Below are 12,070 nucleotides of genomic sequence, written 5' to 3' on the forward strand. Positions count from 1 at the left end.
CTGCGCGCTTCGCGGCGCGCGTGGCGAACGATGAGGACTGGCCGGCAGTCATGGAAGAGTCCCGTGGCGTTTCTCGGCGTAGGCCTTGAGTGAGCGCATGGTTGCAGGCAGCCCCTCCCGGACCTGCCTGGCAACGCCTGGCCCGAACAGAAAAGCCAGCGCGCCGGTAAACCACACGCGGTGAGCGACTTCCGATCCGCCATCCACGGCGCAAACCGTGTGCTCGAAGTGTATGCGGAACAGCGGGATATAAGCCTCTACGGTAAACGAGCGACCTGCGGTGCGCTCCGTGAGCAGCATCGGCATGCCCATCCCCTTGCCGGGAACGATCCTGCCCTTGCTTCCCACCGCGAATGGCCCATTGAACCGGGCTTGCCGGGTGTCAGGATCCCACAGGTGCCATCGGTCGACCTCGCTCCAAATCTGGTCGACGACAGTGGCAGGGACGGCAATGTGAATGCTTTCTCTGATTTGCATCAATTGGAATCTCCATATCATTTACCCATGGTGCAGTCTTACCAGCGCACGAACGCCCGGCACCGCGGATTTTCCCTTGCACCGGCCAAAAGATACTTGCAGGGATAGCCGGACACGCCACAGTTCGCTGTTTCTTTAAATGTAACACCATCGGGATTGGATTGCCGCAGGCTGGGCCTTGACCGGCCGCCCCCTGTCAGTCCGGGCCCGTTTCCGGTATCATTCGGCATGAATAATATTCCTTTCCAACCATTTGTCATTGGTGTCGCTGGCGGAAGCGGCAGCGGCAAGTCTACAGTTTCCCAGCAAGTGCTCGCGTCGTTTGGCGCCGACATGGTCTCGGTCGTGATGCAGGACGACTACTACCGCGACCAGACCCACCTTTCCCCGGAAGTGCGCCGCCAGCAGAATTACGACCATCCGCAGGCTTTCGAGTGGCCCTTGCTGGTGCAGCACGTCCAGGCCCTGCGCAACGGCGAAACGATCGAGATGCCGGTGTACGACTTCACGCTGCATAACCGCTCCAGCAAGACCATCTCCGTCAAGCCTGCCCCCGTGATCGTGATCGAAGGCCTGTTTGCCCTGTATGACGCGGACCTGCGCGACATGATGTCGCTGAAGATCTTTGTCGACACCGCCTCGGACGTGCGCTTCATCCGCCGCATGCAGCGCGATATTACCGAACGCGGCCGCTCGGTGGACAGCGTCATCGAGCAGTATCTGGAAACGGTACGCCCGATGCACAAGCAATTCATCGAGCCGACCAAGCGCAATGCCGATGTCATCCTGCCGCATGGCGCCAATGGTCCGGCGGTCGACATGATCACCGCCAAGGTGGCCAGCGTGATCGGCCAGCTGCAGCGCCCCTGAAAAGAAAAACCCCGGCATGCCGGGGTAGTCTCACGCCTTAAGCGCGGACGCTGCGTCCTGGCAGCGCCAGGCGCCGGCCGGCAACTGCCGGGGCCGGCAAGCCGCCCGCCACTTTCAACGATTTTCCATTCGCATCGCCACGCAGGCGGAACACGGCCACCACGTCGACCAGCTCCACGGCGCGGTCTTGCAGCGAGGACGCCGCGGCGGCCGCCTCTTCCACCAGGGCCGCATTTTGCTGGGTCACCTGGTCCATCTGGGAAATGGCCTGGTTGACCTGCTCGATGCCGGCGCTCTGTTCGTGGCTGGCATTGGCGATCTCGCCCATGATGTCCGTCACGCGCAGGATGCTGGCGACGATTTCTTCCATCGTCGCGCCCGCCTGGTCGACCAGCACGCTGCCCGTGTTGACTTTATCCACCGAATCCTCGATCAAGCCCTTGATTTCCCTGGCCGCCGCCGCCGAGCGCTGCGCCAGGTTGCGCACCTCGGTGGCCACCACGGCAAAGCCACGGCCCTGCTCGCCGGCACGGGCCGCTTCCACGGCGGCATTCAGCGCCAAAATATTGGTTTGGAAGGCAATGCCGTCGATCACGCCGATAATGTCGGCGATCTTCTTCGCCGATTCATTGATCGAACCCATCGTGCCCACCACCTGCGCCACCACGGCGCCGCCCTTGCGCGCCACGTCGGAGGCGGACACGGCCAGGGCATTCGCCTGGCGCGCATTGTCCGTATTCTGGCGCACGGCCGAGGTCAGCTCTTCCAGGCTGGAGGCTGTTTCCTCCAGGGAAGACGCCTGCTGTTCCGTGCGCACGGAGAGGTCCGCATTGCCGGCGGAAATCTGCGCGGCGGCCACGCTGACCGTATCGGCCGACGTGCGCACGGTGGCGATCACGCCGACTATGCGTTCGAGAAACTTGTTGAAGGCCGTGGCCGTACGGCCCACCTCATCCATGCGCTCGACGGGCATGGGCGCGGACAGGTCCAGCGAGGCGCTGACCCGCTCCAGCGTGTGCTCGATATCGCCCAGGCCGCCGCTGATGGTGCGGTAGATATGCCATGCCAGCGCGCCCGTCAGCAGCACGGCCACGCCCAGCACGGCCAGCATGGTGTTAAACGCCGTGTCGTAGGCGGCCAGGCTCTCGGCCTTCACGTCGTCGACCAGCTTGTTGTTGTAGGCGATATGGTCATCCATGCTCTTTTTCGCGGCGGCGGCCGTGATGGCCAGTGGCGTGCCAGCAAGCAAGGTGGCGCGCACGCCATCCATGTCGCCCGCGTAGGCGGCGGCAAAGAACGGCACGAGCGCGCGGCGGTAGGCCTCCATGGCGGCCTGGTCGGCATCGAGCATCTTGCTGTCCGTGGCGTCGTACAGGCGCTCGGCGCGGTAGGTGGCGATGACCTTGTCGAAATTCGTGTTGGCGTCGGCCACGGCCTTGTCCAGCGCCGTCTTGTCGGCCAGGTTGGAGAACACGGACAGGCGGTAGCCGGCCAGGCGAGAATCCGCCAGGAAACCCTTGGCCGCATTCAAGCCCTGGATGCTGGGGATGATGCGGTTTTGCACGGTATCAAAACGTTCCTGGGCGCGCTGCAGCTGGATGGCGCCGCCGGCGCCCAGCAATAGCAGGGCCAGCAAGGCGATGGTGAGGGTCAGAATTAGTTGCTTGGTGATATTCATGGTGTTTCACAGTAAAAAGGGGGCCTGGCAAGGCCAGGCAGGATGAGTAGCTGCCGATCAGGTGGCCGGGATCGGTTGCGGGCGGCGCGAGCTTAGGCCGCCAGCGGGGAGGTTTCTGGCGTGCGGCGCAGCAAGTCGCCATGCTGGCGGCAGAACGCCAGGCCCGCCTTGTGGCCCACGTCGAACAGCAGCTGCATGTTCGAACTGGACCAGTCCAGGGTATCGGGCCAGTGCTGCTCGGGAATGCCGTCCATCAGGTCGAGCTTGAGCAAACGCCGCTTGGGCTGGCCCGTGCGCGCATCCGTGTTGTGCTCGAGTTCGAACAGGCGCAGCTCGCTCCTGGAAATCTTCACCAGCGGCGTGATGATGGAGCGCACCCAGGCGTCATACAGGTTGCGCGGCTTGCGCAGCAAGCGCTCGTCGCCGAGGATGTCGAGGATGACCAGGGTATCGGCGTCATGGTGCTCGCCCTTGCCTTCGATAAACGGGTCGAAATTGAGCGTATCGAGGGCCGCGCCTTCGATGTAGTCGTTGCCGTCGATGGTCGTGGGCGCGTACAGGAAGGGAAACGACAGGGCCGCCCGCACGTGGATGGGCTCGATTTCATGCTTGCCCCAGATTTGCATGCGGTGCTCGCTGAGGTTGTAGGCATTGATGTAGAAATCGGGGCGCATGCGGGCCACGCCGGAAAAATCCACGGCTTTTTCCAGGAAGGGCAAATGCGCGCACAGGCCCAGGCTTTTCGCCGACAGGTCCGATGGCGACAGCGACGACACCATCAGCTTGCCCCAGTCCGACCAGGCCGTGGGCATGCCCGCAAACGTTTGCTTGAACGCCTGGAAAAAGGGATTGTTGGCCGGTGGCTGGAAGGCGTCGCGGAAAGTGCTCGCCTGCATGCCCGGCTTCTGGAACACCTTGTAGTTGATCGGAATCATCTTGTAGATGCTGTCCGCCACACCCGTGTCGGCCCAGCTTTGCAGCGCCTGGCGCGGCGTGGCCTCGTGCGGCGTGGTGTAAAGCAAACCCATCAGCACACCGGCGCCCGAGGCCGAAATGACGTCGAATTCGATGCCTTCGTCGAGAAACGCGGCCAGGGCGCCCGCGATCAATGTGGAATTGGGTGCACCGCCACCAAGCAGCAAGCCCGTCTTGCGGGCAGGCGTCGCGGCTGGCGCCGGATGTGGCGGCGTCGTGCTTACTGTCTTCATGCGCACTCCCTGAACGAAACGGGGTGATTACCCCTAATTGTTGGTTACTACACGCTTATTGCGCTTCATCTTGCACTTATCTTCACAACCATGAAATTGATGCAATATTGCGGAAACAGATATGAAATTAACATAAATAAATTCCTTATGGCAATTTAATTAACGCATGATGGGTATTCAGAAAGGATATAAGCTGACGCTGCGCGGCGTAGCGTGGTGCATCGCAGCAAATAAATATTCTGCGATGTTAGGAAAAATCTCTTTGGGGTAGGAATATTCCTCAACTGGCCGCCATGGCGGCTGCCAGGCCGTTCAGGGGGCCGGAGGGGGCGCGGAAAAATGCAGGTGGGTACACAGATGGTCAACAAAGACGCGGATTTTCGGCGACAGATGGCGGCTCGATGGCCACAGCACCCAGAACTTGCTCGCGTATTCCAGGTACTCGTCCAGCACGGCTTGCAATTCGCCCCGTCCGATGGCGTCGCGCACGATAAAGTCGGGTAAATAGGCCAGGCCCACGCCCTGCGCGGCGGCACCGATCAAGGCTTCGATATTGTTGCAGGTCAAGGCCGTCGGCAGGCGCAGTTCGCCGCCGCTGTCGCCCTCGGCGCGCCGCAGGGCCCATTCCTGCAGCTTGCCCGTGGTGGGGAATTTATAGCGCACGCAGGCGTGACCTTCCAGCGCGCGCGGCGTGGCCGGCACGCCGTGGCGGGCGAAATACGCGGGAGAGCCGACGATGGCAAACGCAAACGGCCCCAGCTCGCGCGCCATCAGGCGCGAATCGGTGAGCGTGCCGCTGCGCACGGCCACGTCGATGCCTTCGGCCACCACGTCGACCAGGCGGTCGTTGAAATCGAGGTCGAGCTCGATCTCGGGATACTCGCGCGTAAAGGCGGCCAGCAGGGGCAGGATGATGCGGTAGCCGATCACGGGCAGGCTGACGCGCAGCTTGCCGCGCGGCGCCTCGGCCAGGTGCGACAATTCCGCCTCGGCATCGTCCAGGTCGGCCAGGATGCGCTGGCAGCGCTCGTAGAACAGCGCGCCCTCGTTGCTCAGGCTGATGCGCCGCGTGCTGCGGTTGAGCAGGCGCACGCCCAGCTTTTCTTCCAGCCGCGCCACGCTCTTGCCCACGGCCGAGGCCGACACCCCGAGCAGCCGCCCGGCCGCCACATAGCTGCAAGTTTCCGCCGCGCGCACGAAGGCGACGATGCCGTTCAGATTATCCATATCTTCTCACTAGGGAAAATTTGTCCGTTATGAGCGGATTTTCAGCCACTTTCTCATGGATTGCATCCATATTATCATCGAATTCCCTTTTTCTGGAATCATTCCCATGGATACGAATCTTCCCGCGCATGCCCCGGACCAAGCGACTGCACGGCGTATGCAGGTGCTGGCCGCCGTCTGCCTGGCCGCGCTGTGCATGCCGCTCAGTTTTACGGGGCCGGCCATCGCCATTCCCGCCATCGCCGCCGAACTGCGCGGCACGCCGCTGGCGCTGGCCTGGATCACGAATGCCTTCATGCTCAGCTTTGGCGGCTGCCTGATGGCGGCCGGCGCGCTGGCCGACCGCTATGGCCGCAAGCGCCTGTTCATGGCGGGCATGAGCTTGTTCTTCCTCGCCGCGCTGGCCCTGGCGGCCGCGCCCGGCATGCTTGCGCTGGACTTGCTGCGCGCCGTGCAGGGCCTGGCCTGCGCCATGGCCCTGTCGAGCGGACTGGCGGCGCTGGCGCAGGAATTCGACGGCCCCGCCCGCGCGCGCGCCTTCAGCCTGATCGGCACGGCCTTCGGCGTAGGCCTGGCCTTCGGCCCCTTCCTCGCAGGCCTGCTCATTGCCCGCACGGGCTGGCGCGCCATCTTCATTGCCACGGCCGCTGCCGCACTGGCCGCCCTGCTGGCCGCTGCGCGCACCATGCGCGAAACGCGCGACCCGCAGGCGCAAGGCGTGGACTGGCCCGGCGCGCTGACGTTTACGGGCGCCTTGTCGCTGTTTACCTATGGCTTGCTGCAGGCGCCGCACAAAGGCTGGGGCAGCGCCGCCAGCCTGGGGCTGTTCGGCGGCGCGGCCCTGCTGCTGGCCGCGTTCATCGGCGCGGAGCGGCGCGCCGCGCGGCCCATGCTCGATTTATCGCTGTTCCGCCTGCCCGCTTTTGCCGGCGTGCAATTGCTGGCCGCCGCACCCGCGTTTTCCTTTGTCGTGCTGCTGGTGCTGCTGCCGGCCCGCTTCATCGGCATCGAGGGTTACAGCGCCTTTGACGCGGGGCGCATGATGATCGCCCTGTCGGCGCCCATGCTGGTGCTGCCGATCCTGGCCGGCATGGCGGCGCAGCGCATCGCCGCCGCGCATATCTGCGCCTGCGGCTTGCTGCTGGCGGCGGGCGGCCTGCTGTGGCTGTCGACGTGCGCGCCGGGCCAGCCATCCTTGAGTTTGCTGGCACCGCTGCTGCTGATCGGCTGCGGCATCAGCCTGCCCTGGGGCTTGATGGACGGCCTGGCCATCAGCGTCGTGCCCGTCGAGCGGGCCGGCATGGCGGCCGGCATCTTCAACACGACGAGGGTGGCGGGCGAAGGCCTGGCGCTGGCCATCGTCAGCGCGTTGCTGGGCACGTTTACTGTCGCAGCGCTGGGCGGCACTGCCGGCATCGGCGCGCAACAGGCGGCGCAGGCGGGCCCCTTCCTGGCGCTGGGCGAACTGCGCCACGCGGCGACCCTGCTGCCGCAGGCGGGCGCCGCCGAACTAGCGCAAGCATACGGCATCGCATTCCGCCACTTGCTGTATGTGCTGGCGAGCATCACGACGGCCTCGGCCCTGCTGATCCTGGCATTTTTGCGCCATCCGGCCCCAGCTGCAGCGGACTCGGCCACCCTGCCTGCCTGCAAGGCGCACAACTAAGCCGCCCAGTTAGCAATAGCAGCCATTCCCCCTCCAGCAATATCCGGCGGCGCCCACGCGCCGCCCCTTCCTGATGTTTCTCCGCAACACCTCAAAAGTTTTCAAGAATAAAACCAGTTTACTGATCAAAGCGCTTTGAACTATACTCAAAGCGCTTTGAAACAGAATTAAAGCGCTTTGGCTACGCAAGTGATATGCGACCATCCCACACCTATAAAAACACTGGAGACACAATGAACACATTTTTCCTGAAGGCGATGCCAGCGGCAGTCGTCATGGCCTTGAGCGCGTCGGCTGCCCAGGCCGCCCTGCCCATCGATTTCGGCGGCTACATCCGCTCGGGCTTCGGCACCAGCAGCGAAGGCGGCAAGGAAGCCTGTTTCGGCCTGGCCGGCGCCTCGTCCAAGTATCGCCTGGGCAATGAGTGCGAAACCTACGGCGAGCTGAAATTCGGCGGCGAAGCGTTCAAGGCAGCCAACGGCACCACTTTCCGCATCAATACCCTGGTGGCGTTCTCCGTCAACCAGAACCAGGACTGGGAGCAATCGGACCCGTCGTGGCGCGAAATGAACGTGGTGGCCGACAAGATCGGCACGGGCGCCTTCGCCGAAGCGCGCGCCTGGGTCGGCAAGCGTTACTACGACCGCCAGGACGTGCACATCACCGATTACTACTTCTGGAATAACAGCGGCCCCGGCGCCGGCCTGGAAAACATCGACCTGGGCGCGGCCAAGCTGGCCTACGCCATCGTGCGCACGGCTGACGACAAGGACAGCAAGCGCATGGGCCTGTCCCACGACCTGCGCTTTTCCGGCATCAAGGTCAACCCGGACGGCGAACTGACCCTGGGCCTGCAATTCAACCAGAAACGCAACGCGCAAGGCGCGGCCCCCATCGCCAGCGGCCACTTGCTGACCATCATGCATACGCAAGGCAATCTGCTGGGCGGCTTCAACAAGGTGGCCTTGCAGTTCGGCAAGGGCAGCGCCGCCAACACGGGCGGCTTCAGCCTAGGCGCCGACAAGGACGACAAGGTCACGCGCCTGACGGAACAGATCATGATCCAGCCCAAGGGGGCCTGGTCGGGCATGGGCACCTTCGTCTACGAAGACAAGCAAACGGCGGGCGTGAGCAGCAAGTGGACCTCGATCGGCGCGCGCCCCGTCTACCACTTCACGGACAACTACAGCCTGGCCGTGGAACTGGGCCACGACATCGTCAAGCCGGAAGGCGGCGAAAGCCGCAACCTGACCAAGCTGACGTTTGCGCCGCAATTGTCGGCCGGCAACAGTTTCTGGTCGCGCCCCGTGCTGCGCGCCTTCTACACCTACGCCAAATGGAACAAGGCGGCCCAGTCGGCCGCCGCGGCGGAATCGGCGCTGTCCTCGACGGGCGTGTTCGGCGGCAAGACCAACGGCAGCTCCATGGGTTTCCAAGTCGAATCCTGGTGGTAAGAGCATCTGAAAAACGTCCATGGCGGCGTTGCAAGGGCTAGCCGTACTAGCGTACTGTCTTCGCCCTTGCGCCTGGCCCTGAACGTTTTATCAGACGCTCTCTATTAAGAGAGGCATCCCACACTGGCTGATGCCGCAAGGCGCCAGCCTCTGGCAGCAACACCGCCCGCTTTCACTGGGGCATGCATTATCCGGATCCACCATCTCGCCGCTGCACGCGATGGCCGGCAGCTTCATGTAGTGATTCAGCAGTATCCTCTTTTAGCGCGGGCGCCCCTGGTTTGCCCGCGTATTTTTTTTGGGCGCTGGCGCCGCAGCTCATTACCCATGATTGCCATGGCATTTATCAGATAAACTACCCCCCATCGCATTGCACTGCAGCGCCCCGCCCACCGGCAGGACGCAGGCAGGCAAGACCCACCCTGGATAGACCCCGACTGCAGCATCCATGAACCTCAAAAATCTCGCCAAAACGCTAGGAATATCCGAAACCACCGTCAGCCGCGCCTTGAATGGCTATCCGGAAGTGAGCGAACGCACGCGCGAACGGGTGCTGGCCGCCGCGCAGGCGGCCGGCTACCGGCCCAATCCCATGGCGCGCAGCCTGGCCGTGGGGCGCACGAACATCGTCGGCATCATCTACCCGCTGATGCCGAACGACCTGGCCGACCCCATGTTCATCGAGATCGTGGGCGGCATGTCCGAAGCGCTGGAAGCGCAGCAGATGGACATGATCATCGCGCCCGCCTCGGCCAGCAAGGAATTTTCCACCTATGAACGCATGGTCAAGGGCCGCCGCATCGACGGCCTGATCGTCGGACGGACAAAACCGTTCGACGAACGCATCGCCTACCTGGCGCAGCAGGGCATGCCCTTCGTCGCGCACGGCCGCACGCAGCTGAACCAGCCGCACGCGTGGTTCGACTACGACAACGAGGCGGGCATGCGCCTGGCCGTCGAGCGCCTCGCGCAGCTGGGCCACCAGCGCATCGGCCTGATCAGCGCCACGCCGGACCTGAACTTCGTGCGCCAGCGCGTCGACAGCTTCCAGCATGCCATGCAGGCGGGCGGCCTGGCCGTCGATCCCGACAACCTGGTCGACAATGCGCACGACCGCCGCGCCGGCTACCAGGCCATGCAGCGCCTGCTGGCCCGCTCGCCCCGCCCCACGGCCGTCATCGTCGACAACCACATGTCGGGCGTGGGCGCCGTGCGCGCCCTGCTCGACGCGGGCATCGCCATCGGGCGCGAGATGTCGCTGATCGTCTGGGGCGTGATGGAAGATTCCCTGGCCGGCCACAACGTCACCACCGTCGTCCAGCCCGACCCGCGCGGCGCCGGCGCGAAGATGATCCAGATGCTGCTGGCCCTGATGGACGGCACGCCCGCCACCGACCTGCAGGAACTGTGGCCGTGCGAACTGCTGCCGGGCGAGTCGGCGGGGCCTGTCATTATGTAGCTCAATAGTGCATTGGCCCGCAGCAGAAAGCTGGGGGCAGTCACTGTGTGATCGGGATGCGTCCCATTGCGACGCATTCCCCCTCAGGGTCCGCCCCCAGCCTCCGCTTGGGGTTTCGTAAAACGCCCTCTTCCGCTCTGTTTTTCCCTCCTGAATCACCCTCATAAAAAAATCGTATGTCTGGCGCGCGTATCGCTTTACTTTTCAAAGCGCTTTGAACTATACTCATTTCATACCCAAAGCGCTTTGAATTTTAAAATAAGACGTTTGCCTACCAACCAGCAGCGCTCGCCCTGATAGCTGAAGCTACAGGCGACTTTTTTAAGAAATCATTCATGCCGACCATCCAGAACAATCTCGCCCACCTGCCCGCCGACTGGTGGCGCAGCGCCGTCATCTACCAGGTCTATCCACGCAGCTTCCTCGACAGCAATGGCGACGGCATCGGCGACTTGCCCGGCATTACCTCCAAGCTCGATTACATCGCCGCCCTGGGCGCCGACATCGTGTGGATCTCGCCCTTCTTCACGTCGCCAATGAAAGACTTCGGCTACGACGTGGCCGATTTCTGCGACGTCGACCCCATGTTCGGCACCCTGGCCGATTTCGACCGCCTGGTGGCGCGCGCCCATGAACTGGGCCTGAAAGTGATGATCGACCAGGTGCTGTCGCACTCGTCCGACGTCCACCCTTGGTTCGTGGAAAGCCGCTCCAGCCGCGACAATCCCAAGGCCGACTGGTATGTGTGGGCCGACCAGAAGCCGGACGGCACGGCGCCGAACAACTGGCTGTCCGTGTTCGGCGGTTCCGCCTGGCAATGGGAGCCGCGCCGCGGCCAGTACTACCTGCATGATTTCCTCGCCAGCCAGCCCGACCTGAACTTCCATAATCCGGCCGTGCAGCAGGCGCAGCTGGACAACCTGCGTTTCTGGCTCGAGCGCGGCGTCGACGGTTTCCGTTTCGATTCCTGCAATTTCCCGTATCACGACCAGTTGCTGCGCGACAATCCGCCCGCCGCCCAGCGCGACGCGAGCAGCGTGTCGGCCATCAACCCCTACGGCATGCAGGCGCACGTGTACGACAAGACGCAGCCGGAAAACATCGCTTATTTGCAGCGCGTGCGCGCCATCCTTGACGAATATCAAGCCATTTCCATCGGTGAAGTGGGCGACGACAATGCGCTGGCCACCATGGCCGCCTACACGGGCGCCGACAAGCTGCACATGGCTTACAGTTTCAACTTGCTGACGGCGGAGTTTTCCGCCGCGCACATCCGCACCCAGGTGGAAGAATTCGAAGCGCAAGTGGCCGATGGCTGGGCTTCCTGGTCCGTGGGCAACCACGACAGCGTGCGCGTCATGACGCGCTGGGGCGGCGAGAACCCGTCGCCTTCGCTGGCCAAGGTGGTGCTGGCCGTGCAGGCGGCGCTGAAAGGCACGCCGTGCCTGTACCAGGGCGACGAACTGGCGCTGACGGAGGCGGACATTGCTTTCGAGGCGCTGCAAGATCCGTACGGCATCCCGTTCTGGCCCCAGTTCAAGGGCCGCGACGGCTGCCGCACGCCGATGCCATGGGTGGCCGATGCGCCGCATGGCGGCTTCAGTAATGCCAAACCTTGGCTGCCCGTGCCGCCGGAACACCTGGCGCGCGCCGTGGATGTCGAAGAAAACGATGCTGCTTCACCCTTGCAGTTCGCGCAAAATATCCTCGCCTGGCGCCGTACCCTGCCGCAATTGCTGCGCGGCGATATCGTCTTCTTCGATGCGCCGGAACCCGTGCTGGCCCTGCGCCGCGACCTGGCCGGTGAACCGTCCGTGCTGGCCGCCTTCAACCTGGGCACGCAAGCCGTCACGTTCGACTGGCCGGCCGCCGCGGCGGCAGCCGACCTGGCCGGCCATGGCTTGCCTGGCGACAAGCAAGGCAGCCGAATCACCCTGCCCCCGCATGGCGCCTGGTTCGGCATCCTGGCGTAAATCGCAGGCTTGGGCGGCCATGCCGCCAATTACAATAACGAGCCCCGCGCATCAGCGG

The 12,070-nt window shown here is 63.8% G+C and carries 9 protein-coding genes; 5 read left to right on the forward strand and 4 right to left on the reverse strand.

Annotated elements, in window-relative coordinates:
- Positions 1-48: 48 nt before the first annotated feature.
- Positions 49-477 (reverse strand): SRPBCC family protein, encoded by a 429-nt coding sequence (locus CBW50_RS22485; protein ID WP_086147606.1) that lies wholly within the window; start codon positions 475-477, stop codon positions 49-51.
- A 228-nt stretch (positions 478-705) separates the two neighbouring features.
- On the opposite strand from CBW50_RS22485, the gene udk reads away from it, so the two are divergent.
- Positions 706-1,347, forward strand: coding sequence for a uridine kinase (gene udk, locus CBW50_RS22490; RefSeq protein ID WP_086147607.1), 642 nt, complete (start codon positions 706-708; stop codon positions 1,345-1,347).
- 37 nt (positions 1,348-1,384) lie between these two features.
- Here the strand turns inward: udk and CBW50_RS22495 are convergent, their stop codons facing one another.
- The 3 genes from CBW50_RS22495 to CBW50_RS22505 all read right to left on the reverse strand — a co-directional run bounded on the left by CBW50_RS22495 (position 1,385) and on the right by CBW50_RS22505 (position 5,460).
- On the reverse strand, positions 1,385-3,025 hold the full coding sequence (locus tag CBW50_RS22495; protein WP_086147608.1) for a methyl-accepting chemotaxis protein: 1,641 nt from the start codon (positions 3,023-3,025) through the stop codon (positions 1,385-1,387).
- A gap of 92 nt (positions 3,026-3,117) precedes the next feature.
- A complete protein-coding gene (locus tag CBW50_RS22500; RefSeq protein ID WP_086147609.1) occupies positions 3,118-4,233 on the reverse strand; it encodes a patatin-like phospholipase family protein in 1,116 nt (371 codons plus the stop codon).
- 312 nt (positions 4,234-4,545) lie between these two features.
- Positions 4,546-5,460 carry a LysR family transcriptional regulator gene (locus CBW50_RS22505; protein WP_086147610.1) on the reverse strand — a complete coding sequence of 305 codons (915 nt, stop codon included), beginning with the start codon at positions 5,458-5,460 and terminating at the stop codon, positions 4,546-4,548.
- Positions 5,461-5,566: 106 nt separating this feature from the next.
- Here CBW50_RS22505 and CBW50_RS22510 point away from each other — a divergent pair, with 106 nt between their 5' ends.
- From CBW50_RS22510 to CBW50_RS22525, 4 genes are all read left to right on the forward strand, one after another.
- Positions 5,567-7,126, forward strand: a complete 1,560-nt coding sequence (locus CBW50_RS22510; protein ID WP_086147611.1) for an MFS transporter — start codon at positions 5,567-5,569, stop codon at positions 7,124-7,126.
- A 233-nt stretch (positions 7,127-7,359) separates the two neighbouring features.
- On the forward strand, positions 7,360-8,580 hold the full coding sequence (locus CBW50_RS22515; protein ID WP_086147612.1) for a carbohydrate porin: 1,221 nt from the start codon (positions 7,360-7,362) through the stop codon (positions 8,578-8,580).
- 448 nt (positions 8,581-9,028) lie between these two features.
- Positions 9,029-10,039, forward strand: a complete 1,011-nt coding sequence (locus tag CBW50_RS22520; RefSeq protein WP_086147613.1) for a substrate-binding domain-containing protein — start codon at positions 9,029-9,031, stop codon at positions 10,037-10,039.
- Between the two features lie 335 nt (positions 10,040-10,374).
- Positions 10,375-12,012, forward strand: a complete 1,638-nt coding sequence (locus tag CBW50_RS22525) for an alpha-glucosidase (protein WP_086147614.1) — start codon at positions 10,375-10,377, stop codon at positions 12,010-12,012.
- Positions 12,013-12,070: the final 58 nt, after the last annotated feature.

It is taken from the genome of Janthinobacterium sp. GW458P (assembly GCF_002127585.1).
In the GTDB taxonomy this organism is placed as follows: domain Bacteria; phylum Pseudomonadota; class Gammaproteobacteria; order Burkholderiales; family Burkholderiaceae_D; genus Janthinobacterium.

Coding starts and splice junctions, on each gene's coding strand:
- CBW50_RS22495 (WP_086147608.1), bottom strand. CDS start 3,025: ATGAATATCACCAAGCAACTAATTCTGACCCTCACCATCGCCTTGCTG.
- CBW50_RS22485 (WP_086147606.1), bottom strand. CDS start 477: ATGCAAATCAGAGAAAGCATTCACATTGCCGTCCCTGCCACTGTCGTC.
- CBW50_RS22525 (WP_086147614.1), top strand. CDS start 10,375: ATGCCGACCATCCAGAACAATCTCGCCCACCTGCCCGCCGACTGGTGG.
- CBW50_RS22500 (WP_086147609.1), bottom strand. CDS start 4,233: ATGAAGACAGTAAGCACGACGCCGCCACATCCGGCGCCAGCCGCGACG.
- udk (WP_086147607.1), top strand. CDS start 706: ATGAATAATATTCCTTTCCAACCATTTGTCATTGGTGTCGCTGGCGGA.
- CBW50_RS22520 (WP_086147613.1), top strand. CDS start 9,029: ATGAACCTCAAAAATCTCGCCAAAACGCTAGGAATATCCGAAACCACC.
- CBW50_RS22515 (WP_086147612.1), top strand. CDS start 7,360: ATGAACACATTTTTCCTGAAGGCGATGCCAGCGGCAGTCGTCATGGCC.
- CBW50_RS22510 (WP_086147611.1), top strand. CDS start 5,567: ATGGATACGAATCTTCCCGCGCATGCCCCGGACCAAGCGACTGCACGG.
- CBW50_RS22505 (WP_086147610.1), bottom strand. CDS start 5,460: ATGGATAATCTGAACGGCATCGTCGCCTTCGTGCGCGCGGCGGAAACT.